The sequence below is a fragment of the Mycobacterium sp. E2699 genome, assembly GCF_001666745.1.
In the GTDB taxonomy this organism is placed as follows: Bacteria; Actinomycetota; Actinomycetes; order Mycobacteriales; family Mycobacteriaceae; genus Mycobacterium.
This window is the reverse complement of record NZ_LZJH01000090.1, coordinates 1-22,009: the sequence shown is the minus strand read 5'-3', so window position 1 is coordinate 22,009 and position 22,009 is coordinate 1. Positions and strand designations below refer to the sequence as shown.

Below are 22,009 nucleotides of genomic sequence, written 5' to 3'. Positions count from 1 at the left end.
CCGGCCCTACTCCAGCGCCCGCCGCGCGTAGGCCCGCACGTCGGCGTCGCCGTCCTTGAGCGCGATGCCCAGCGCATCGCGGGCGACCGGCTCGCCGGCGAACCGGGTCAGGCTCAGCACGGCCGCCTTGCGCACGTCGAGATGGGCATCGCCCAGCGCCTCGGCCAGCAGCGGCACGGCGACGCCGGCCGCCGCACCCGACAGCGCCCTCGCCGCGCCCTCCCGCACCTGCCAGGCCGGCGCCCGCAGCGCCGCCTCGACGGCCGCGATATCGCCGGGCCCCCAACCCAATTCGCCCAGCGCGGCCAGCGCGGCCGCGCGCACCAGCGGGTCGGGGTCGGCGAGCAGAGCGCTCACCGTCCCCGCGCCGTCACCCAGCGTCGCCAGGCCGGCGACCGCCGCGATGCGGACCTCCCGGCTCTCGTCGCCCGTGGCCTTGACGACCCCGGCCACGTCGTCGACCGACACCAGCGCCCGCACCGCCTCGATCCGCACCCGGTGCTCCGGATCGGCCAGCGCGCGGCGGTATTCGGCCGCATCGCCGGCCCGGCGCGCGGCCAGCACGTGAACCGCGGCGGCGCGCACCACCGCGTCGCGGGAGCCCAGGCGGGCGCGGGCGCCGGCGGGGTCCGGCAGCACCTCCACCAGTTCGCGGATGCCTTCGGCGCCGGTGCGTCGCACCGCGGCGTCGGCGTCGTCCAGCGCCGCGAACAGGGCCGGGGCGTAGCCGTCGGGAATGTGCTCGGTCAGCGTGGCCACCGCGGTGCGCCGCACGCCGGGATCGGGGTCGGCCAGATACGGCTCCAGGTCGGCGATCGTAGGCTCCTCCAGGGCCAGCACCTCGGCGATGCGCGGCGACGGCGGCTCGAAAGCCGGTGCGGCCGAGGGAATCCGGGAGCCGGCGGTGGCCGGGGCCTGGCCGCCGACGAGCGGCGGCTGCTCCACCTCCTGCACGGTCTGGTCGACGGGGGGCAGACCGTCCAGCTCCGGGACGGGCACGAAATAGGGTGCGACGGGCCGCTTGAGGAACGCCATCTCGCCGTTGGGCCCCTTGCGCAGGTTGAGGTGATAACCCCACCGGTGGTCGTCGCGCACGGGTAGGTCGGCGCGATCGTGGTAGAGGCCCCAACGCGATTCGGTGCGGGTGAGCGAGGATCGGGCGGCCATCTCGGCGCAGTCGCGGATGAACGACACCTCGACGGCGCGCATCAGCTCGTGCGGGTTCCGGGCGCCCATCGCGGCGATCTCGTCGCGCATCCGGTCGAAGGTACGCACCGCGATCGACAGCTTGGCCGCCGTCTTCGGCGGCGCCACATAGTCGTTGACGAAGCGCCGCAGCTTGTATTCGACCTGCGGTTGCGGGGGCCCGTCCGGGTGCTGCAGCGGGCGGTAGATCAGCTCGTGCGAGGCGCACAACTGGTCTTCCGGGAGTGCTTGCGGGGCAACGACATCGGGCAGCGACGCGGCGGCGTGGGTGCCGGCGAGGTCGCCGAACACGAACGCCCCGATCATGTAGTTGTGCGGCACGCAGGCCAGGTCCCCCGCGGCGTACAGGCCCGGCACCGTGGTGCGGGCGTGCTCGTCGACCCACACCCCGGACGCGGAATGGCCGCTGCACAGGCCGATCTCGGAGATGTGCATCTCCACGTCGTGGGTGCGGTAGTCGTGGCCCCGGTTGGCATGGAAGGTGCCGCGGGTCGGGCGTTCGGTGGTGTGCAGGATGTTCTCCAGCGCGGTCAGCGTTTCGTCGGGCAGGTGCGACACCTTGAGGTAGATCGGCCCGCGGGCGGAGTCGATCTCGCTCTTCACCTCGGCCATCATCTGCCCCGACCAGTAGTCGGAGTCGACGAACCGCTCGCCGTGCGCGTTGACCTGGTAGCCGCCGAACGGGTTGGCCACATAGGCGCAGGCCGGCCCGTTGTAATCCTTGATCAGCGGATTGACCTGGAAGCACTCGATTCCCGACAGCTCCGCGCCGGCGTGGTAGGCCATCGCGTACCCGTCGCCGGCGTTGGTCGGGTTCTCGTAGGTGCCGTACAGGTAGCCCGACGCCGGCAGGCCGAGTCGCCCGCACGCGCCGGTCGCCAGGATCACCGCCTTGGCTCCGACCGCGACGAATTCACCGGTGCGGGTGTGCAGGGCCGCGGCGCCCACCGCGCGACCGTCATCGGTCAGGACCCGCACCGGCATCAGCCGGTTCTCGATGCGGATCTTCTCCCGCATCGATCGTTGCCGCAACACGCGGTACAGCGCCTTCTTGACGTCCTTGCCCTCGGGCATGGGCAGGACGTAGGAGCCCGAGCGGTGCACCCGGCGCACCGCGTATTCGCCGTGCTCGTCCTTCTCGAACTTCACCCCGTAGCGCTCGAGGCGCTGCACCATCGCAAAGCCGCGGCTGGCGGTCTGATACACGGTGCGCTGGTTGACGATTCCGTCGTTGGCGCGGGTGATCTCGGCGACGTAGTCCTCAGGCTCGGCCTTGCCGGGGATGACGGCGTTGTTGACGCCGTCCATGCCCATCGCCAGCGCACCGGAGTGCCGGACGTGGGCCTTCTCCAGCAGCAGCACCTGTGCCCCGCGCTCGGCGGCCGACAGCGCCGCCATGGTGCCTGCGGTGCCGCCCCCGATGACCAGCACGTCGCAGTCCAGGCGAAGCGGAACGGCCGGATCCGGGATGTCCATCATGCGGCCACCGAATCAGTCAGTGCGGCAATGATTTCCGCGCGCAATTCCGCACGCGGTCCTTCGCCGCGGGGATCGGGCACGTCCAGCGACGCGCGCGCCGGTTCGCCCGCCCGGCCCAGCACGACGACCCGGTCCCCCAGCACCAGCGCCTCGTCGACGTCGTGGGTGACGAACACGATCGTGGTGGGATGGGTGCGCCAGGTGTCGATCAGCAGCCGCTGCATGGCGGCGCGGGTCCGGCTGTCCAGCGCCCCGAACGGCTCGTCCATCAGCACCGCGCGCGGCGCCCCGGCCAGGCCGCGCGCCAGCTGGACGCGCTGGCGCATCCCGCCGGACAGACTCTTGGGCAGGTAGTGCCCGAAGCCGGCGAGTCCGAGCTCGTCGATCCAGCGTTCGGCCGCGGCGCGCCGGGTGGCGCGCGGCTCGCCGCGCAGCCGCAGCGCCAGTTCGATGTTGGACCGCACCGTGCGCCACGGCAGCAGCGCGTTGTCCTGGAACACCATGCCGCGGTCGCCGGAGGTGGTGGTCACCGGCAGGCCGTCGGCCAGCACCCGGCCGTCGTCGGGCGACAGCAGGCCTGCCAGGGCCCGCAGCACCGTGGACTTGCCGCAGCCCGACGGCCCGGTGAGCACCAGGATCTCTCCCGGCCGCACGGCCAGGCTCAGCCCGTCGATCACGGGTTTTCCGGTGTAGGACAGGCGAACCCGGTCCAGTTCGAGGCTCATTCCGACGGTCATCGCTGGTTCTCCTCCGCGCGCGGCAGCCACCGGGTCACGCGGCGGCCCACCAGCTCGACGGCCGCCGACGTCACGAGCCCCAGCACGCCGATGGTGATGATGCCGACGAATACCTTGGGGTACGCCAGCACGGTGTAGTCCTGCCAGGTGCGGTAGCCGACGCCGAGACGGCCCGAGATCATCTCGGCGGAGATCACGCAGATCCACGCCACCCCCATGCCGACCGACAGCCCGCCGAACACCCCGGGCAGGATGCCGGGCAGCACCACCTGGCTCAGCACTGCCCACCGGCCGCCGCCCAGGGTGCGCACCGAGTCCTCCCACAGCGTGGGCAGCGCGCGCACCGCGTGCCGGGTGCTGACCATGATCGGGAAGTAGGCCGCCAGGAAGGTGATGAACACGATGCCGGCCTCGTCGGTGGGGAACAACAGGATCGCCACCGGCACCAGCGCGATCGCGGGGACGGGTCTGGCCAGCTCGGTCAGCGGGCCGAGCACGTCGGCGAACACCCGCGAGCGGCCCAGCAGCACACCGGTCGCCACGCCGACCACCGCGGCCAGCCCGAAGCCGGTGAGGATGCGCAGCAATGACTGAGCCAGGTCGAGCCAGTAGTCGTAGGCGCCCAGCCGCCGCTGCAGCGCGTGCACGATCTGCGTGACGGTGGGCAGCGTGTCGAATCGCAGCAGCAGCCGCACCTTGCCGGCGGTGAGTAGCTGCCACAGTCCGACGGCGGCGGCCACCGACACCAGCCGCACGACCCGCGATCGCCACGGCGACACCGGTCGTCGCGGGGCGGCCCCCGGCACCGTGGCGGGCGCGGGCAGGCCGGGCCCGGCAACCAGTTCGCTCAACTCGGCGGTCATACCGAACCTCCCAGTGCTTGTTGGTAATCCACGGCGACGCTGCCTTGATGTGCGGCGACGTAACGACGAGCGCCCGCCACCGTGGCGAACGGGTGATACGCCTGCCCGTCGCGCACCCAGACGGCCTTGTCGGCGAACCACCGGGTGCCCAGCTCGGCGTCCGGGACGTAGGCCGCCCGGACCCTGGCGCCGCGGGCGGTCGCGTCCCGGATCGCCTGCAGCAGGCCGGTGGGATCCGCGATCGTCTGCGTCGCGTCCGAGCCGTCCAGCCACAGCTCGCTCGCCAGAGCCGGGTCACCGCGCAGGGTCGACGGGTTGGCGGCGCGCGCCCGCACCGCGTCGTAGTCCAGCCCGCGGGCGGCGAACACGGCGCGCAGCGGCTCGTCGACGGCGAACTTTGCGACGTCGAGGTCGGCGAAGTCGCCGATCGATTTCAGGTAGGGCACATCGCTTTTCAGCGCATCGATCAGCGACGGCTTCAGCGTGGCGTCGAACGACGTGCCGCCGGGTCCGTTGTAGAGGTACACCACCTCCTGCGGCAGCCCGCTCGCCTGGGCGACGATGCGGGCGGCCTCCAGCGGCCGTTCGTTGAGGAAATCGGTGGCGTCCAGCTGCGCCTGCAGGAAGGCGCCGAGCACCTCCGGGTGCGCCGCCGCATAGTTGCGCCGCACCACCACGCCGTGCAGGGTGGGCAGGTTCAGCTCGGCGCCGTCGTAGAGCAACTTGGCCTTGCCCTGGTAGACCAGCAGCCCGGGCCAGGCGACGAATTGCGAAAGGCCCTGCACCTGACCGGATTCCAGCGCGGAGGCGCCGACCTGCGGCTGCTGGTTCAGCACCTCCACGCCGGCGACACCGCCCTTGCTCAGGGCGCGCACCAGCGTGCCGTGGCCGGCCGAGCCGACGCTGGCCGACACCCTCGCACCGGCCAGGTCGGCCAACGTGGTCGCCGGCGAATCCGGCGCCACGACAACCATGTTCAGCGCACCTTTGGGGTTGTAGCCGGTGATCGACACCATCTCGGTGCGCGCCAGCGGGTTCGCCTGCGTCTTGGATCCGTTGATCAGCATCGGGTAGTCGCCCATCGAGCCGATGTCGATCTTCTCGGCGAGCATCTGCGCGGTGATCGGGGCGCCGGTGTCGTAGTCCTGCCAGCGCACCGCGTACCTGGTCCCCGTGCGGGTGGTGATGTCGGCCAGCCGGCGCTCCAGGTAGCCCTGCGCGCGCAGCAGCGTGCCGGCCGTGACGGTGTTGATGGTCTTGGACTGGTAGCCGACCACGACGTTGACCACGCCGGAGGACTGGGACAGGGACTCGAGCGAGCAGCCGGACACCGTCGCGACGACGAGGACGAGGACCGAAAGCAGCCGGGGGACGTGCTTTTTCATTGTGGGCCTTTGTGTTTCAGCGCAAGAGATACGGCATGTTGACGGTGACGGCGCCGGTGGGACAGCGGGCCGCGCACGGCCCGCAGTACCAGCACTCGTCGACATGCATGAAGGCCTTGCCGGTGTCCGGGTTGATGGCCAGCGCATCCAGCGGGCAGACCTCGACACAGAGCGTGCAACCGTCGATGCACAGCGACTCGTCGATGGTGACCGGCACATCGGCGCGGTTGTTGACGAGCGTCATGGCTTGCTCCTTATCAGGCTCCCGCGCATGGTGATTCGATCGCCGCGCATCCGGATGTATTCCAGGTCGACGGGCCTGCCGTCGTCGAGGCTGGTGAGCCGCTCCAGCATGAGCAGCGCCGCCCCGTCGGGCACCTGCAAAGTGGCCGCGGAGTGCGCGTCGGCGGGGATGGCCTCCAGCGCCAGCGCCGCCGAGCCCAGCGGCCGCCCGCTCACCTGTTCGATGAGCGCGAAGATGTCTTCCTTTTCCAGGGAGTTCTCCAACGCTTGGTCCAGGATCTGGCTGCCGATATCCGGGACCAGATAGGTGAGGTCGAGGCTGAGCGGCAGGTCGCCCAGGTAGCGCAGGCGCTCCACGAACACCGCCGGCTCCCCCGGTTGCAGCCGCAGTCGGCGGGCGACCGAGGGCGGGGCGGTCACCGACATGGCGGCGCGCACCTCGTTGCGCACTTCGCCGAGGTCCTTGAAGGTTTCCTTCAGCCCCAGCAGCGCGTCGAGTCCGTGCGGGTACTTGCGCTGGGCGACGTGGGTGCCCACCTTGGGCCCGCGGTCGATCAACCCCTCGTGTTTCAGGACGCCGAGGGCCTCGCGAACGGTGTTGCGCGACACCGAGAATTCGGTGGCCAACTCGCGTTCGTCCGGCAGCCCGTCGGGGTAGGCGCCGGCGTGGATCTGGTGGCGTAGCACGTCGGCGACACGGCGGGCCCGGTCGGCCCGCGGCCCGTGAATCGGTATCGGGTGCGCCACGCCGTCACGCTAACGCGGCTCACCGGCCCCCTCCGGGCGGCCGAGCCGGGGCCGTCGGGGCAGGTCAGGGTATTGCGCCGGGCACCCTTGCGGGCCGACCAGCAAAAACCCGCGCCCCTAGCGCTATTGCGCCACCCCGACGAGAGATTCGTCTTTGCGATCCGGCTGAGCCGAATGCTCGGGGTCGGCCGGCACCAGCGGCACCGCCGCCAACGGGAACAGCGCGCACAGCGCCCAGGCCGCCGGGTAGTGGGCCGCCATGATCAGCGCGCCGAACAGCGGCGGCCCGGCGGCGGCCGTCAGCCGCTGGGTGGTGTTCTGCAGCCCCAGCGCGCGCCCGCTCCAGTAGGGCCCGGCGACCTCGGTGATCGCGGTGGCCTCCAGCCCGTTGTCGAGCACCGCGAGCACCGACACGGCGATCATGAGCAACACGTCGTAGCCCGAACCGGTGCCGTCGGTGACGGCGAGCAGGAACAGGGCCAGCGCGGCGGCGATCGCGATGGTGCGCACCGGACGCATCCGCAAGCCCACGCGGTCGGACCAGCGGCCCACCGCGATTCGCCCCACCGCGCCGAGCAGTTGGGTGAGCGTGACCACGGCGCCCGCGGCCGCCACCGACCAGCCGTGCCGGTTGATCAGCCACACGAGCATGAAGGTGACGGTCACGGTCTGGGGCATCATCAGCAGGCCGGCCACCGCGTGGATCCGCCACAGCACCAACGAACCGCGATACGGGCTGGCGAGTTCCGCGCGGGCGGCCGCCGCGCGGGGTTTGCGGGGCGGATCGACGATCCCGATCGCGCTGGCCACCGCCGCCAGCGTGCACATCGCCGCGAGGAACATCAGCGCGCGGTGCGGGCCGCGTTCGGAGAGTTCGGGAATCATCAACGCGCCCAAAGCGATTCCCAGCGGCTGCGCGGTCTGGCGGATTCCCATCGCCAGCCCGCGTTGCCGCGCGGGGAACCAGGCGGACACCAGCCGCCCGCCGGCCGTGTTGCAACTCGCCGCGGACATCCCGCCCATGAAGAGAAAGACGCCGGTCATCGGCAGCGAATGGGCCGACGCCGCAGCGTAAGCCGCGGCCGCGGTGAGTGCCGAGCCCGCGGTGAGCACGATCCGCTCGCCGACGTGGTCCAGCACATAACCCCACAGCACCAGCGTGACCACCATGCCCCAACTGGGCATGGACGCCAGCAGCGCGGCCTCGGCCAGCGGGATGCCACGACCCTGCAGCGAAGGGATAAGGAAGGCAACGCCATTGATGAACAGGAACGAGCTTGCCGTCACCCCCAACGAGATGGCCATGATCGCCCACCGCGCCCCCGCGCCGAGTTCGAACGTGCGGTCCGTTTCCATCGACATCCATACATGGTGGCACCGCAAAAACGGCTTAACTTATTGAAATCTCAGGCATTTGCGAGACGGCGATCAGATCCGGTCATCGGCGTGACGTGGCGTGACGTGCGAAACGTGTTGAGCGCGTGCCACTTCTGGGCAACCGCCGATGAGCGGAGTTCACAGCCAACGCTTAACGGCCTCCCAGCGACGATCTCAGCGATTTCTCAGCGGGGCTGCCGTAGACATGGACAGCAACGACACCGGAAGATCGATACCTGTGAATGACGTTGCGAAACATGCCTTGACCAAAGTGCCGGCGGTCACGCTGGGCTTTTGGGTGATCAAGGTGCTGGCGACGACGCTGGGCGAGACGGGCGGCGACACCGTCACGATGACACTGAATTGGGGTTACCTGGCCGGCGTCGCGCTGTTCGGCGTCGCGCTGATAGTGCTGGTCGCCGCGCAGATCCTGGCCAAGCGTTTCCACGCGGCCCTGTACTGGGCGACGATCGTGGCCTCCACGACGTTCGGCACCACGCTGGCCGATTTCGCCGACCGGCAGCTGGGGATCGGATACACGGGCGGTTCGCTGCTGCTGCTCGCCTGCCTGCTGGCCACGTTGGGGCTGTGGCGCTGGTCGGAGGGAACGGTGTCGGTGAACACCGTGTCGACGCCCCGGGTGGAGGCGTTCTACTGGGCGACGATCACGTTCTCGCAGACGCTGGGCACCGCGCTGGGCGATTGGCTCGCCGATACCCGCGGATTCGGCTACGAACGCGGCGCGCTGGTGTTCACCGCGGCGCTGGCCGTCGTCGTGGCCCTGTATTTCTGGACGCCGGTGTCGCGGGTCACCCTGTTCTGGGTCGCGTTCATCCTGACGCGCCCGCTGGGCGCGACGGTGGGCGACTTCCTCGACAAGCCCGTCGCCGACGGCGGCCTGGCCCTGAGCCGCCCGCTGGCCTCGGCGGTCATCGCGGCGATCATCGTGGCGCTGCTCATCGTCCTGCCGCAGCGCCCCGGACGTCACCCGGGCCAGGCGGAGGCCGCGCACGACGTAGCGTGACGATATGCGAGTCCTGATCGTCGAGGACGAGCCGCGACTGTCCGCGACGCTGGCCATGGGGCTGAAGGCCGAGGGCTTCGCCGTGGTGACCGCCGGCACCGGCATCGAGGGCCTGCAGCTGGCGACGGAGAACGGCTTCGACGTCGTGGTCCTCGACATCATGTTGCCCGGCCACAACGGATACGAGGTGCTGCGCCGGATGCGGGCGCGGGAAGTGTGGACGCCGGTGCTGATGCTGACCGCCAAAGACGGCGAGTTCGACGAGACCGATGCGTTCGACCTCGGGGCGGATGACTATCTGACCAAACCGTTTTCGTTCCGCGTGCTGGTGGCGCGCCTGCGGGCGCTGGTGCGGCGCGGCGCCCCCGAGCGCCCGGCGGTGCTGACGGCCGGATCGCTGTTGCTCGATCCCGCCCGGCACACCGTCCAGCGCGGCTCGACCCCGATCGCGCTGACCCCCCGCGAGTACGGGGTGCTCGAGTTCCTCATGCGGAACAAGGACGTGGTGGTGACGAAGGCCGAGATCCTGCGCAACGTGTGGGACGAGCACCATCAGGGCCCGGACAACGTCGTCGAGGTGTATGTGGGATACGTGCGCCGCAAGATCGACGTCCCGTTCGGCACCAACACCATCGAGACGGTCCGGGGCGTCGGCTACCGGCTGTTGTGCTGAGGGAGCTGCACGATCATCCTGGTTCCGCCGCCGGGCCGGTCGTCGATGGTGATGGTGCCGCCGTGCGCGGCGACGATCTCCGCGACGATCGCCAGGCCCAGGCCGGCCCCGCCGCCGCCGCTGCGCGAGCGGTCGGCGTCCAGGCGCACGAAGCGCTCGAACACGCGGGTCCGTTCGGCCGGGGCGATGCCGGGGCCGTCGTCGCTGACGGTGAGCGTGGCGGTTCCGTTTCTGCTGCCGACCTCGATCGCGACGCTCGAGTTGGCGTGGCGGACGGCGTTGTCCACCAGGTTGCGGATCATCCGGGACACGGCGGCCGGGTCGCCGGTCAGCCGCGCCGGGCGAATGTCGGTGTGGACCGCGCACCCCGTCGCCCGCCGCGCGCGGGCGGCCTCGACCTCGGCAAGGTCATCGAGGGCCATCTCCTCCTTGTGCCGCAACAGGTTTCGTTCGTCCGCCTGGGCCAGCAGGAACAGATCCTCGATGAGCGTGCGCATGCGGTGCGCCTCGGGCAGCAGGGTGTCGACGGTCAGCTCCGCGTTGAGCAGTTCGGGGTGCGCCTCACCGACCTCGAGCCCGGAGATGATGGTGGCCAGCGGGCTGCGCAGTTCGTGGGAGGCGTCGCCGAGGAACCGTTGTTGCGCGCGGTGGCCGGCTTCCAGGCGGGACAGCATCTCGTTCATGGTGACCGCCAGGGCCGCGATCTCGTCGCGGCTGTTGGGCACCGGAACCCTTTCGGCCAGGTCGGAGGTGGAGATTTCGGCCACCCGGCTGCGGATCGCGTCCACCGAGTTCAGCGAGCGGCGGACGAGCCAGTAGCTCGCGCCCGCCGCCACCCCGACGACGATCGGCGCGCCGCACGCCAGCAGCAGCGCGACGGCCCACGCGGTCGCCTCGACCGCCTCGCTGCCCCCTCCGACGATCACCGTGTAGTCACCGGACGGGGTCGCGACCCGTTGACCGCTGACCCGCATGTCGTCGCCCGCCACCGCGTCGTCGGGCAGGGCGCTGCGCAACCGAAAGTCGAACTGGCCCGGGGGCACCAGCGGTGTTTTCGGCGCGGAGCCGGACCGCAGCAGCACCCTGCCGTCGGGGCCGATCACCTGGATCGCGACGATGCGCTGGCCGGTGGTCAGCAACGCGCTGTCGATGTCGTCGACGGTGCCCGACCGCAGGGCCGCCGCGAGGCTGCGGACCCGGCCCGCGGCGGCGTCGTCGACGCCGCCCAGCAACGTCCGGTACAGCAGCGCGTCCAGCCCCGCGCCGGCGAGCGTCAGCGCCAGCAGGACGACGACCGCGGACACCGCGGCCGAGCGAGCGGAGATGCCCAAGCTTCGCCGAACCGGCCACACGGCAGACCACCGCACGTCCCCGATTCTTCCAAGCCGCGGGCGGGCCGGGAAACCGCGCAGGTCAGCGGGTTTCTCAGCGGCTTCTCAGCGACCCGCTCCTAGCCTTGGGGGCGCCATGAACGTCGAGGAATTGCGTCGCGTACTCGCCGATCTTCCGGGCGAACTGCCCATCGCCGTCGAGGATTCCACGATGGGCTGGATGGAGAACGCCGCGCTGTACCTGGCGCCCGCGCACATCGACCGGCGGGTCTCCGGCAGCTACCTCTACGCCTGTCATCGCGACGGCGCCGACAACTGCCAGGCGCTGCTGATCAGCAGCCTTCATCAATCCGACGACTGCGTCGTCGGCATCAGTCCCGAGCCGGCGTGGCCGACGGTGATCGACGCCGAAGATGCGCCGAGCCGCGCCGAGGAGACGCCGTGATACCCAGCTTGCCGAATTTGACCACCAAAATCCTGATCGCACTGGCCGCCGCCGTCGGCGCCGGCGTCGTCGCATCGGCGTCGGCGGCCGCGGACCCCAGCGTGTTCAGCACGCTGAGCTGCAGCTGCCAGCAGGCGGCGCCGACCGCAAGCCCCGTCAAGAAGGACGCGATCGCCCGCGGAATCCGGCAGGGCCTGTCGGACTTCCCCGCCGTCACCGGATAGCGCCGTCAGGCGCGTTCGGCGGCCGGCTGCGCGGCGTCGCCGTTGAGCGCCGAAGCGTCGGCCGGCAGCTCGAAGGCCGGGAACGCCGAGCCGACCGCGGCCGTAGCCGCGTTGCGCTGGGCCTCCATCCGCGCCAGCGCGGCATCGGTGAAGACCGACAGCCCGAGGTCGGGGTTGTACCCGTGGATCTCCTTGACGTCCAGCTGGGCCAGGAAGTAGACGATCTCCTTGCTCACCACCTGGCCTGGGACCAGCACCGGGAAACCGGGCGGGTAGGGCACCACGAACGTGGTGGACACCAGCGTCCTGCCCTCGGCGAGCCGCCGCCCGGCCATGCCGATCAGGACGTGCTCGCGGTCGGACTCCTCGTATCCGGCGTAGAAGGCCGACCGCATGTCGCCGAACTTGCACGCGTCGACCGTGCGGAAGGCGACGTCGAATTCGCTGAAGTCGGGCAGGTGCGGCAGGTCCTCGGTGATCTCCTCGACCCGGCGCCGTTGCAGGGCGCGATCCTCCTTGCCGCTGATGCTTTCGGTGCGCTCGAAGTCGGTGGCGATGCGGCGCAGCACGTCGAGCAGGTAGTGCACGCTCGACCAGGTGACCCCGATGGTGAAGATCAGCAACACGCTGTTGATGGAGGTCTTGTTGATCTGAATACCGAAGCGGTCCATCAGGATCTTCTCGCGGAAGTCGTAGCCGTTCATTCCGGTCTTACCGATGAACAGGGTGACCCGCGTGGCGTCGAGCACGAACTGGTCGGAGCGCCACGCCTCGTTCCACTCGGCCAGCGCGCCCTGGCGGACCTGGCGGTAGGAGCTGACCGACGAGGCGCGGAATTCGTCGGGCACCAGGTCGGACTCGTCGAGGATGCGGAACCACTTGCCGATCAGCCGGTCCTTGCGGACCCGGTGCCGGAACACCAGCGCCATGTTGTACGTGTTGCGGACCAGCTCGAAGCCCTCGATGTCGACCTGGCGGCGCGCCAGGTCCAGCGACGCCAGCAGCTGCTGGTTGGGTGAGGTCGAGGTGTGGGTCAGAAATGCTTCGGCGAACGCGTCGCGGGTCAGAGCCCGGAAATCCTGGTCGCGGACGTGGACCATCGACGCCTGCCGGAACGCCGAGAGCGACTTGTGCGTGGAGTGCGTCGCATACACCCGCACCCGCGCCCGGGCGGGGTCGGGAAGCAGCCGCCGCTCGACCCACTCGGACCGGTCCACCCCTTCCATGGATGCCACCCAATCGCGGTATTCCGCGGCGTATTCCGGTGACGCCAGCATCTGCTCGAGGCGATCGGCGGACACCATCGCGGTGCGCTGCCGCGCCCACGGCACCGCGGTGGCGAACGCGTACCACGCCTCGTCCCACAGGAAACAGATGTCGGGCTTGATCGCCAGCACCTCCTCCATCACCTGCCGAGGGTTGTAGACGACGCCGTCGAAGGTGCAGTTGGTCAGCAGCAGCATGCGCACCCGGTCCAGCTGGCCGGCGGCCTCGAGGTCCAGCAGCGCCTGCTTGATCGTGCGCAGCGGCACGGCCCCGTAGATCGCATACTCGGGCAGCGGGTAGGCGTCCAGGTACAGCGGGTAGGCCCCGGCGAGCACCAGGCCGTAGTGGTGTGACTTGTGGCAGTTGCGGTCGATGAGGACGATGTCGCCCGGGCGGGTCAGGGCCTGCACGACGATCTTGTTGGCCGTCGACGTGCCGTTGGTGACGAAATACGTGCGCCTGGCGTTCCAGGTCACGGCCGCCTTGTCCATCGCCTTTTTGATGTTGCCGTGCGGGTCCAGCAGCGAGTCCAGCCCGCCGGAGGTGGTCGACGTCTCGGCCATGAAGATGTTGCGGCCGTAGAACTCGCCCATGTCCTGCAGGGACTTGGAGTTGAAGATGCTGGCGCCGCGCGCGACGGGCAGCGCGTGGAACTGGCCGACCGGGGCCGCCGCGTAGGCGCACAGGGCGTCGAAAAACGGTGTGCCGAAACGGTTTCGCAGGCCCGCCAGGACGGTGCTGTTCAGGTCGGTGACGTCGTTGAGCCGGTAGAACGTGCGGTCGTAGACGTCGGGTTCGTCCTCGGTCTCCGCCGCGATCGACTCGTCGGTGAGCAGGTAGAGGTCGATGTGTGGCCGCAGCTCCCGCATCCATTCGGCGCATTCCACCCAGTCCTGGTGGTCCGTCGCCAGCACGTCGTCGTGTTCGGCGGCACCGAGCAGCGTGTTCATCAGCGGCACCCGGTCGCGCGACCGCAGCGGCAGGTCGTGGCGGATGATCGCCGCCTGAATCTCTCCGTTCAGCGCGACCGCGGTGATGGCGTCCTCGATGCTGGGAACCACCAGCAGCTCGTATTGCACGCCGTCGGACGGGTCGCGCAGGGCGCGCAGGCACTCGGCCAGGCTGTCGGGCGCGTTCTCCGGGGCGTCGTCGGCGAGCAGCACCGTGTAGAACTGCTGCCGCTTGGCCTGCGCCACCAGCTCCTGCTCGGCCAGCGGCGCCGAGGTGTCGAAAAGCCCTGCGCGGTCGCCATACTCACTAAGCAGCCGCACGGCCAGCGACACCTCCTCTGCCAGCCGCAACGGCAAGAGCTTGTCGAGGAGACCGCGGAACTTCGCCAGATTCGCTGCGCCCGGGTATAGCCAGTACCGCTCGTAAGCGCGGAGCCGATCCATCAGCCGCCGCACCCGACACACATCGTGTTCGATGTCCAGCCCGGCGCGACTGACCTCGCCGAGGTGACGGCAGGCGTCGTCGAGCAGGTTCCACGTGTCCAGGCGCGTGTAGGACGGGTTGGCCACTGCCGCCAGCGCCGACACACGAAGCCGGCGCGGACGGGCGCTGTCTCGATCCATCTGGACTATTGTGCCCGCTCGTCCCCTCCGTCGTCGCCGTTCAGAGTTCGCCGATTCGGCCGCGTCGCGTCCATCCAGCGCAGCACCGGCAGCTCCCAGCTGCGGGCCGGCAGCTCGGTGACGTCGGTCAGTGACCGCACCACCGCCTGCGTCAGGCCCATGATGGCGGCCATCACCGGCAGCAGCGGCTGCAGCGGCCTGGCCGCCGAGCGGACGGTGCTGATGCGGCGGGCCACGATCAGCCGTTCGATCGAGTGGTACAGCCAGGCGCCCACGCCCAGCGCGTAGATCGCCAGCGCCGACGCGGCGATGGTCCACCCGTAGGCGGCGCACACCACGGCACCCAGCACCACCGTCGCCGCCAGGAACGCGGCGACGGCGACGCGCAGCTCCAGCCGCGTCATGACTCGTCGCGGACCGCGCGGGCGGCCGCCCGGATCTGCGGCGTCACCAGCATCACCTGGCCCAGCACGCCGTTCACGAAGCCCGGTGACTCGTCGGTGGACAGCTCCTTGGCCAGCTGCACGGCCTCGTCGACGGCGACCGGCTCCGGGACGTCGTCGGCGTAGAGCAGCTCCCACACCGCGACCCGCAGGACGGCCCGGTCCACCGCGGGCAGCCGGTCCAGCGCCCAGCCCTGCAGGTGCGAGCTGATCAGGTCGTCGATGTGGGCGGCGTGCTCGCTGACCCCCCGGGCCGCCGCGGCCGTGTACGGGTGCAGCGGCGCGACGTCCTGGTTCGCGTCGGCCAGGGCGGCGCGCACGTCGACCACCTCCGCGGGGCTCAGGCCGCGGGCCTCCGCCTCGAACAGCAGGTCGACGGCGCGCTTGCGCGCCTGATGTCGTCCCTTGGCGGCCCGGCTCACGCGTTGACGCGGCCCAGGTAGCTGCCGTCCCGGGTGTCCACCTTCAGCTTGTCCCCGGTGTTGATGAACAGCGGCACCTGGATCTCCGCGCCGGTCTCCAGCGTGGCGGGCTTGGTGCCGGCGCTCGACCGGTCGCCCTGCAGGCCCGGCTCGGTGTGGGTGACCTCCAGCTCGACGGACACCGGCAGCTCGATGTACAGCGGCGCGCCGTTGTGGAACGCCACCTGCACCGGCAGGCTCTCCAGCAGGAACCGCGAGGCGTCGCCGACCAGGGACTCCGGCAGGTGGTGCTGCTCGTAGTCCTGGCTGTCCATGAAGACGAAGTCCGAGCCGTCCCGGTACAGGTAGGTGGTGTCGCGGCGGTCGACCGTGGCGGTCTCGACCTTGACGCCCGCGTTGTAGGTCTTGTCGACCACCTTGCCCGACACGACGTTCTTGAGCTTGGTGCGCACGAAAGCCGGCCCCTTGCCGGGTTTGACGTGCTGGAATTCGACGATCTGCCACAGCTGGCCGTCGATGACCAGCACCAGTCCGTTCTTGAAGTCGGCAGTACTTGCCACGGTCGGTGTATCTCCTACGGGATGGCCGGTTCCACCGGAACCGGGATTGCCTGCCCAGACCTGGGCACCCCGTAGAGATTACCCGTGCCGCGGCCGCCGACGGCCTCGCGTCCGCCCTCCCTAGAGGGCCACAAGAATATTGAGCGCGATTTCTATCGTGGGAAGAACGAAGACGAAAAACAACGCGGCCGACAAGGCGATCGCCTCGCGGATCAGCGGAAGCAAGAAGCCCGACAACGAACTGAGCAACTGGGTGAATGAAGCGAGGGCGTTGTCGAGGAAACTCTGAATCTCGCCCCCCACGGTGGCGATGACGTTGGCGATCGGGCCCGCGCTCGCGGCCAGGGGCTGCAGCGCCGCGGCGTTGCCCGCCTCGGCGGAAGCATACGAGCCGGCGCCCGCGCTCAGGTGCTGGACGAACTGTTCCTGAAACGCCGCCGCCTGCCCGGCCCACCCCTGATATTCCTGGGCATGCCGGGAGAAGAGGTGCGCGACGGTGACCGAGACCTCGTCGGCGGCGGCCGGGTTCAACGCAAGGGTCGGGGCGGCCGCCGCCGTGTGCGCCGCGCTGAGGTTCGCGCCGATAGTGCCCAAATCGGTTGCGGCACTTGAGATTAATTCCGGTGTCGCGATCAGGTTCAACATGTCGGCCCGTTCATCCGGTGAGCATAGCGCGCGGCTACGCGGACGCGACTGAACAGGAAGCTAACTTTTGGGCATTCGCAGTGCGCCTCAGCACCGGCGGGGGCCCGGGATCCGCCGTCAAGTCAGAATGGCCAGCTCCTTCGGGTATCGGGTCAGCAGTTCGGGGAGCCGGCCGTCCGCCACGAACAGCGTGTCCTCGATGCGGACACCGCCGCGGCCGGGCAGGTAGACGCCGGGTTCCACGGTGACCACGGAGCCGGCGAGCAGCTTTCCGGCCGACGTGGCCCCTATTCCCGGGGCTTCGTGGATCTGCAGGCCCACCCCGTGCCCCAGACCGTGGCCGAACTGCTCGCCGTAGCCGGCGTCGGCGATCAGCCGGCGGGCGGCGGCGTCCACGTCGCGCAGGTCGGCGCCGGGCTCCAGCGCCTCCCGGCCGGCCCGCTGCGCCTCGGCGACCAGCTGATAGATCTCCAGCTGCCACTCGGCGGCCCTGCCCAGCACGAATGTGCGGGTCATGTCGGAGTGGTAGCCCGCGACCAGGGCGCCGAAGTCGATCTTGACGAAGTCGCCGTCGGCCAGCACCGCGTCGGTCGGGCGGTGGTGCGGGATGGCGGAGTTCGGCCCGGCGGCCACGATGGTGTCGAACGAGATCGCGTCCGCGCCGTGGTCGAGCATCAGCGACTCCAGCTCGCGGCTGACCTCGCGTTCGGTCCGGCCGGGCCGCAGGCCGCCGCGCTCCACCAGGTCGGCCAGCGCGGCGTCGGCCGCCTCGCAGGCCAGCCGCAGCAGCGCCACCTCGCCGGCGTCCTTGACCTCGCGCAGCGCCTCGACCGTCCCCGCGGCCCGCACCAGCTCGGTGTTCGCGCCGCGCTCGGCCAGCTCGCCGGTCAGCGCGTCGAAGCCGTCGACGGTCACCACGTTGCTCTCGAAGCCCAGCTTGCCGACCGCCGCCTCGGCGGCCCGGCCGACCAGGTAGCGCCCGACGGCCCGCTCGATGGCGACCTCCAGATCGGGTGCCTGCTCGGCCGCCTGCGTCCGGTAGCGGCCATCGGTGGCCAGCACGGGGCCGCGCTCGTCGGCAAAAACCAGCAACGCGCCGTTCGACCCGGAGAAACCCGACAGGTAGCGAACGTTGATCAGGTCCGTGATCAGCATCGCGTCCAGGCCGGCGGCCCCGATTTGCGCTCTCAGATTGTCTCGACGCTGGGAATGTGTCACGACCCTTGACGGTACTCGCTACGCTTTTCCTCCATGAGGACGTGGATGCTGCGCGGATTGGTGTTCGCCGCGGCCATGGTGGTACTTCGACTGCTCCAAGGTGCGCTCATCAACGCGTGGCAGACGCAGGCGGGACTGATCAGCGTCGTGCTGCTGATCTTGTACGTGATCGGCGTCGTGATCTGGGGCGTGCTGGACGGCCGGGCCGACGCCAAGGCGCAGCCGGACCCGGACCGCCGCCAGGACCTGGCGATGACCTGGCTGCTGGCCGGCCTGTTCGCGGGCATCGTCAGCGGCGCGGTGTGCTGGCTCATCGCGCTGTTCTACCAGGGCCTGTACACCGGGGGGCTGATCAACGAGGTGACGACGTTCGCGGCGTTCACCGCGCTGCTCGTCTTCGTGCCCGGGATCATCGGGGTGGCGGTGGGCCGCTGGCGCGTCGACCGCAACCCGCCGCCCCGCCCGCGCGGCGCGGACGACGAGCGCGCCGACACCGACGTCTTCTCCGCCGTCCGCGGCGACGAGACGCCCACCGGCGAGATCCCCGCGCAGACGGCCGCGGGGGCACGGGCCGAGGAGCGCACCGGTTCGGTCGCGACCGCGGAACGCGATGCGCCGACGGAAACCATCCCGACCGCCGGGCGGGAGACGCGTACCGAAGCCATCCCGACCGCCGGCGACGACGCCAAGACCGAGGTGATCCGCACCGACGACGCCAGGCACGGCAAGCCGGGCGAGGAGCCGGAAAAGGGCTAGCCGGCCAGGTAGCGCAGGGCCAGCAGGTAGCCCTGGATTCCCAGCCCCACGATCACGCCGGTCGCGACCGGGCTGATGTAGGAGTGGCGCCGGAACTCCTCGCGCGCATGCACATTGGAGATGTGCACTTCGATCAGGGGCGCGCTCAGCTCGGCGCACGCGTCGCGCAGCGCCACCGACGTGTGGGTCAGGCCGCCGGCGTTGAGGATCACCGGCTCGCCGGAGTCGGCGGCCGCATGGATCCAGTCCAGCAGCTGCGCCTCGTTATCGCTTTGCCGCACAACCGCTTTGAGCCCGAGCGCGGTGGCCTCGCGTTCGATCAGCGCGGCCAGCTGGTCGTGCGTGGTGTCCCCGTAGACGTCGGGCTCGCGCCTGCCCAGCCGGCCCAGGTTGGGGCCGTTGATGACCTGCACGGTCTTACTCATGGGCCACCGCCGCGTAGGCCGCCGCCAGTAGCGCGGGGTCCGGTCCGGTCAGCCGGCCCGGCTTTGCGAGCCCGTCCAGGACGACGAACCGCAGCACGCCGGCGCGGGTCTTCTTGTCGCCGGCCATGTATTCCAGCAACTGCGGCAGCGCGTCGGCGTCGTAGCTGACCGGCAGGCCGAGCGAGGTGAGGATGGCGCGGTGGCGCGCCGCGGTAGCGTCGTCTAGCCGGCCGGCGAGCCGGGCCAGCTCGGCGGCGAACACCAGGCCCACCGACACCGCGGCGCCGTGCCGCCAGCGGTAGCGCTCCCGGCGCTCGATGGCGTGCCCCAACGTGTGGCCGTAGTTCAGGATTTCGCGCAGCTCCGACTCCCTCTCGTCGGCGGCCACGACCTCGGCCTTGACCGCGATCGCGCGCCGGATCAGCTCCGGCAGCACCTTCCCCTGCGGGTCCAGCGCGGCCTGCGGGTCGGCCTCGATGAGGTCCAGGATCACCGGGTCGGCGATGAACCCCGCCTTGACCACCTCGGCCATGCCGGCGACGAGTTCGTTGCGCGGCAGGGTTTTCAGCGTCGCCAGGTCGACGAGGACCGCCAGCGGCTGGTGAAACGCCCCGACCAGGTTCTTGCCCGCCTCGGTGTTGATGCCGGTCTTGCCGCCGACGGCCGCGTCGACCATGCCGAGCAGGGTGGTGGGCACGTGGACGATGTCGACGCCGCGCAGCCAGGTGGCCGCCGCGAAGCCGGCGACGTCGGTGGCCGCGCCGCCGCCGAGGCTGACCAGGGCGTCCTTGCGGCCGATTCCGATGCGGCCCAGCACTTCCCAGATGAACCCCACCACGGGCAGGTCCTTGCCGGCCTCGGCGTCCGGGATCTCGATGCGGTGCGCGTCAATCCCCTTGTCGGCCAACCCGTTTCGGATGGCCTCGGCGGTGTCGGCCAGCACCGGTTGATGCAGGATCGCGACCCGGTGCCGGCCGGCCAGCACGCGTTCCAGCTCGCCGGTCAGCCCGGTGCCGATGATCACCGGGTACGGCTCGTCGACGGCCACGTGCACGGTGACGGGTCCGCTGTCGTCGGTCACCGGGCGGCCTCGCTGGGCGCCTGCAGACGCGACACGATCTGGCGGACCACCGCCCCGGGGTTGCGGCGGTTGGTGTCGACCCGGATGGTCGCGACACGCCGGTACAGTGGGGCCCGCTCGGTCAGCAGGGCGCGGTACTTCTCGGCGCGGTCGGGCCCGGCCAGCAGGGGCCGCACGGCGCCGCCGCCGGTGCGCCGCACCCCCTCGCGGGCGCCGATCTCCAGGTAGACGACGGTGTGGCCGGCCAGCGCGTCGCGCACGCCGGCGGTGGTGACGGCGCCGCCGCCGAGCGAGACGACGCCGTCGTGCTCCGCCAGGGCCGCGCGCACCACCTCCTCCTCGATGCGGCGGAACTCCGGCTCCCCGTCGGCGGCGAAGATGTCGGCGATGGTGCGGCCGGTGCGCTGCTCGATGGCGGCGTCGGTGTCGAGCAGGCCGACGCCGAGGGCCTTGGCCAGCCGCCGCCCGATGGTGGACTTGCCCGAGCCGGGCAGCCCGACGAGCACCGCCTTGGGCGCCATCACGCGGTACCGCGCGCGGCCGGCGCTTCCCGGTCGGCGACCGCGCGCCGGTAGGACTCGATGTTGCGGCGGGTTTCGGCCAGCGAGTCGCCGCCGAACTTCTCCAGCGCCGCGCGGGCCAACACCAGCGCCACCATCGTCTCGACGACGACCCCGGCGGCCGGCACCGCGCACACGTCCGAGCGCTGGTGGATCGCGACGGCCTCGTCGCCGGTCGCCATGTCGACGGTGGCCAGCGCCCGGGGCACGGTGGAGATGGGCTTCATCGCGGCCCGCACCCGCAGCGGCTGCCCGTTGGTCATGCCACCTTCCAGCCCGCCGGCCCGGTTGGTCGAGCGGACGACGCCGTCGGGCCCCGGGTACATCTCGTCGTGCGCCCGGCTGCCGCGGCGGCGCGCGGTCTCGAAGCCGTCGCCGATCTCGACGCCCTTGATCGCCTGGATGCCCATGACGGCGGCGGCCAGCTGGCTGTCCAGCCGGTTGTCGCCGCTGGTGAACGACCCCAGCCCCACCGGCACGCCCAGCGCGACGACCTCGACCACGCCGCCGAGGGTGTCGCCGTCCTTCTTGGCCGCCTCGATCTCGGCGATCATGGCCGCCTCGGCTGCCTTGTCGAACGCCCGCACGGGGCTGTCGTCGATGGCGGGCAGGTCCTCGACGCGCGGCGGCGGGCCGTCGTACGGCGCCGACGGGCCGATCGCGACGACGTGCGAGAGCACCTCGACGCCCAGCGCCTGGCGCAGGAACGACCGGGCGACGGTCCCGGCCGCGACGCGCGCGGCCGTCTCCCGCGCGCTGGCCCGCTCCAGGACCGGCCGGGCGTCGTCGAAGCCGTACTTGAGCATGCCGGCGTAGTCGGCGTGGCCGGGCCGCGGCCGGGTGAGCGGTTCGTTGCGCGCGCTGTGTTCCAGTTGCGCCGGGTCGACCGGGTCGGTGGCCATCACGGTTTCCCACTTCGGCCACTCGGTGTTGCCGATCTCGACGGCGATGGGCCCGCCGAGCGTGACGCCGTGGCGTATGCCGGACAGGATGGTCACCGCGTCGCGCTCGAACTTCATCCGCGCGCCGCGGCCGTAGCCGAGGCGGCGCCGGGCCAGCTGGTCGGCGATGTCGGTGGAGGTGACCCCCACGCCGGCGACCATGCCTTCCACCACGGCCACCAGCGCGCGGCCATGGGATTCTCCGGCGGTGATCCAGCGCAACACCCGGTCATTCTCCCACGGGCTCAAGTGGGGACTTAAATCCGAGAGGTCGCATTGAGATCGACGTGAGCGTGCGACCTACTCGCGCGGATTCATACGGTCAACGCAACATCCACTGATTTTGGAGGTTGCTATGCCGCGTGGTCATCCGATTGCGAGGTC

The 22,009-nt window shown here is 70.7% G+C and carries 23 protein-coding genes; 5 read left to right on the top strand and 18 right to left on the bottom strand.

The window, feature by feature from the left end:
• Positions 1 to 6: 6 nt before the first annotated feature.
• The 7 genes from A5696_RS15870 to A5696_RS15840 all read right to left on the bottom strand — a co-directional run bounded on the left by A5696_RS15870 (position 7) and on the right by A5696_RS15840 (position 8,016).
• Complete coding sequence (locus A5696_RS15870) at positions 7 to 2,685, bottom strand: fumarate reductase/succinate dehydrogenase flavoprotein subunit (RefSeq protein ID WP_067880690.1); 2,679 nt, start codon at positions 2,683 to 2,685, stop codon at positions 7 to 9.
• The gene (locus tag A5696_RS15865) at positions 2,682 to 3,422 is read right to left on the bottom strand and encodes an ABC transporter ATP-binding protein (protein WP_067880687.1); all 741 of its coding nucleotides are present in this window, start codon (positions 3,420 to 3,422) and stop codon (positions 2,682 to 2,684) included. Before A5696_RS15865 ends, A5696_RS15870 begins: the two co-directional genes overlap by 4 nt.
• The gene (locus A5696_RS15860) at positions 3,419 to 4,285 is read right to left on the bottom strand and encodes an ABC transporter permease (RefSeq protein ID WP_067880683.1); all 867 of its coding nucleotides are present in this window, start codon (positions 4,283 to 4,285) and stop codon (positions 3,419 to 3,421) included. The genes A5696_RS15865 and A5696_RS15860 overlap by 4 nt, the downstream gene beginning before the upstream one ends.
• A complete protein-coding gene (locus A5696_RS15855; protein ID WP_067880680.1) occupies positions 4,282 to 5,670 on the bottom strand; it encodes an ABC transporter substrate-binding protein in 1,389 nt (462 codons plus the stop codon). The genes A5696_RS15860 and A5696_RS15855 overlap by 4 nt, the downstream gene beginning before the upstream one ends.
• A 16-nt stretch (positions 5,671 to 5,686) precedes the next feature.
• Complete coding sequence (locus tag A5696_RS15850) at positions 5,687 to 5,914, bottom strand: ferredoxin family protein (protein WP_066972033.1); 228 nt, start codon at positions 5,912 to 5,914, stop codon at positions 5,687 to 5,689.
• Positions 5,911 to 6,660, bottom strand: a complete 750-nt coding sequence (locus A5696_RS15845; RefSeq protein WP_067880677.1) for a GntR family transcriptional regulator — start codon at positions 6,658 to 6,660, stop codon at positions 5,911 to 5,913. The genes A5696_RS15850 and A5696_RS15845 overlap by 4 nt, the downstream gene beginning before the upstream one ends.
• 123 nt (positions 6,661 to 6,783) lie before the next feature.
• Positions 6,784 to 8,016 (bottom strand): MFS transporter, encoded by a 1,233-nt coding sequence (locus A5696_RS15840; RefSeq protein WP_082969042.1) that lies wholly within the window; start codon positions 8,014 to 8,016, stop codon positions 6,784 to 6,786.
• A 259-nt stretch (positions 8,017 to 8,275) separates the two neighbouring features.
• Here A5696_RS15840 and A5696_RS15835 point away from each other — a divergent pair, with 259 nt between their 5' ends.
• On the top strand, positions 8,276 to 9,061 hold the full coding sequence (locus tag A5696_RS15835; protein ID WP_067880670.1) for a hypothetical protein: 786 nt from the start codon (positions 8,276 to 8,278) through the stop codon (positions 9,059 to 9,061).
• 4 nt (positions 9,062 to 9,065) lie between these two features.
• The gene (locus A5696_RS15830; RefSeq protein WP_067880667.1) at positions 9,066 to 9,734 is read left to right on the top strand and encodes a response regulator transcription factor; all 669 of its coding nucleotides are present in this window, start codon (positions 9,066 to 9,068) and stop codon (positions 9,732 to 9,734) included.
• On the opposite strand, the gene A5696_RS15825 is transcribed toward A5696_RS15830, so the two are convergent.
• Positions 9,716 to 11,101, bottom strand: a complete 1,386-nt coding sequence (locus A5696_RS15825) for an ATP-binding protein (RefSeq protein WP_231964344.1) — start codon at positions 11,099 to 11,101, stop codon at positions 9,716 to 9,718. The genes A5696_RS15830 and A5696_RS15825 overlap by 19 nt on opposite strands.
• Positions 11,102 to 11,201: 100 nt before the next feature.
• On the opposite strand from A5696_RS15825, the gene A5696_RS15820 reads away from it, so the two are divergent.
• Both A5696_RS15820 and A5696_RS15815 read left to right on the top strand, forming a co-directional pair.
• Positions 11,202 to 11,510: a hypothetical protein gene (locus A5696_RS15820; protein WP_067880661.1), complete on the top strand. Its 309-nt coding sequence runs from the start codon at positions 11,202 to 11,204 to the stop codon at positions 11,508 to 11,510.
• Positions 11,511 to 11,527: 17 nt separating this feature from the next.
• Entirely contained in the window at positions 11,528 to 11,734 is a 207-nt protein-coding gene (locus A5696_RS15815) for a hypothetical protein (RefSeq protein ID WP_067881048.1), read from the top strand.
• A gap of 5 nt (positions 11,735 to 11,739) precedes the next feature.
• Here A5696_RS15815 and A5696_RS15810 read toward each other — a convergent pair whose 3' ends face one another.
• The 6 genes from A5696_RS15810 to A5696_RS15785 all read right to left on the bottom strand — a co-directional run bounded on the left by A5696_RS15810 (position 11,740) and on the right by A5696_RS15785 (position 17,862).
• Entirely contained in the window at positions 11,740 to 14,574 is a 2,835-nt protein-coding gene (locus A5696_RS15810; protein ID WP_067880658.1) for an aminotransferase class I/II-fold pyridoxal phosphate-dependent enzyme, read from the bottom strand.
• Positions 14,575 to 14,579: 5 nt separating this feature from the next.
• A complete protein-coding gene (locus tag A5696_RS15805; protein ID WP_067880655.1) occupies positions 14,580 to 14,978 on the bottom strand; it encodes an antitermination protein NusB in 399 nt (132 codons plus the stop codon).
• Positions 14,975 to 15,439, bottom strand: a complete 465-nt coding sequence (nusB, locus tag A5696_RS15800) for a transcription antitermination factor NusB (protein WP_067880652.1) — start codon at positions 15,437 to 15,439, stop codon at positions 14,975 to 14,977. The genes A5696_RS15805 and nusB overlap by 4 nt, the downstream gene beginning before the upstream one ends.
• Positions 15,436 to 15,999 carry an elongation factor P gene (gene efp, locus A5696_RS15795; RefSeq protein ID WP_067880650.1) on the bottom strand — a complete coding sequence of 188 codons (564 nt, stop codon included), beginning with the start codon at positions 15,997 to 15,999 and terminating at the stop codon, positions 15,436 to 15,438. Before efp ends, nusB begins: the two co-directional genes overlap by 4 nt.
• A 120-nt stretch (positions 16,000 to 16,119) precedes the next feature.
• Positions 16,120 to 16,644 carry a PE family protein gene (locus A5696_RS28905; protein WP_067880647.1) on the bottom strand — a complete coding sequence of 175 codons (525 nt, stop codon included), beginning with the start codon at positions 16,642 to 16,644 and terminating at the stop codon, positions 16,120 to 16,122.
• A 117-nt stretch (positions 16,645 to 16,761) separates the two neighbouring features.
• The gene (locus tag A5696_RS15785; RefSeq protein ID WP_067880644.1) at positions 16,762 to 17,862 is read right to left on the bottom strand and encodes a Xaa-Pro peptidase family protein; all 1,101 of its coding nucleotides are present in this window, start codon (positions 17,860 to 17,862) and stop codon (positions 16,762 to 16,764) included.
• A 33-nt stretch (positions 17,863 to 17,895) separates the two neighbouring features.
• Between A5696_RS15785 and A5696_RS15780 the strand changes: the two genes are divergently transcribed.
• Positions 17,896 to 18,618 (top strand): B-4DMT family transporter, encoded by a 723-nt coding sequence (locus A5696_RS15780; protein ID WP_197516991.1) that lies wholly within the window; start codon positions 17,896 to 17,898, stop codon positions 18,616 to 18,618.
• Here the strand turns inward: A5696_RS15780 and aroQ are convergent.
• The 4 genes from aroQ to aroC are packed head-to-tail and all read right to left on the bottom strand — an operon-like array spanning position 18,615 to position 21,850.
• On the bottom strand, positions 18,615 to 19,043 hold the full coding sequence (aroQ, locus tag A5696_RS15775; protein ID WP_067880639.1) for a type II 3-dehydroquinate dehydratase: 429 nt from the start codon (positions 19,041 to 19,043) through the stop codon (positions 18,615 to 18,617). The two genes, A5696_RS15780 and aroQ, sit on opposite strands and share 4 nt — an antisense overlap.
• The gene (gene aroB, locus A5696_RS15770; protein ID WP_067880636.1) at positions 19,036 to 20,124 is read right to left on the bottom strand and encodes a 3-dehydroquinate synthase; all 1,089 of its coding nucleotides are present in this window, start codon (positions 20,122 to 20,124) and stop codon (positions 19,036 to 19,038) included. The genes aroQ and aroB overlap by 8 nt, the downstream gene beginning before the upstream one ends.
• Positions 20,121 to 20,645: a shikimate kinase gene (locus A5696_RS15765; protein ID WP_067880632.1), complete on the bottom strand. Its 525-nt coding sequence runs from the start codon at positions 20,643 to 20,645 to the stop codon at positions 20,121 to 20,123. The genes aroB and A5696_RS15765 overlap by 4 nt, the downstream gene beginning before the upstream one ends.
• Positions 20,645 to 21,850: a chorismate synthase gene (gene aroC / locus A5696_RS15760; RefSeq protein WP_067881046.1), complete on the bottom strand. Its 1,206-nt coding sequence runs from the start codon at positions 21,848 to 21,850 to the stop codon at positions 20,645 to 20,647. The genes A5696_RS15765 and aroC overlap by 1 nt, the downstream gene beginning before the upstream one ends.
• Positions 21,851 to 22,009: the final 159 nt, after the last annotated feature.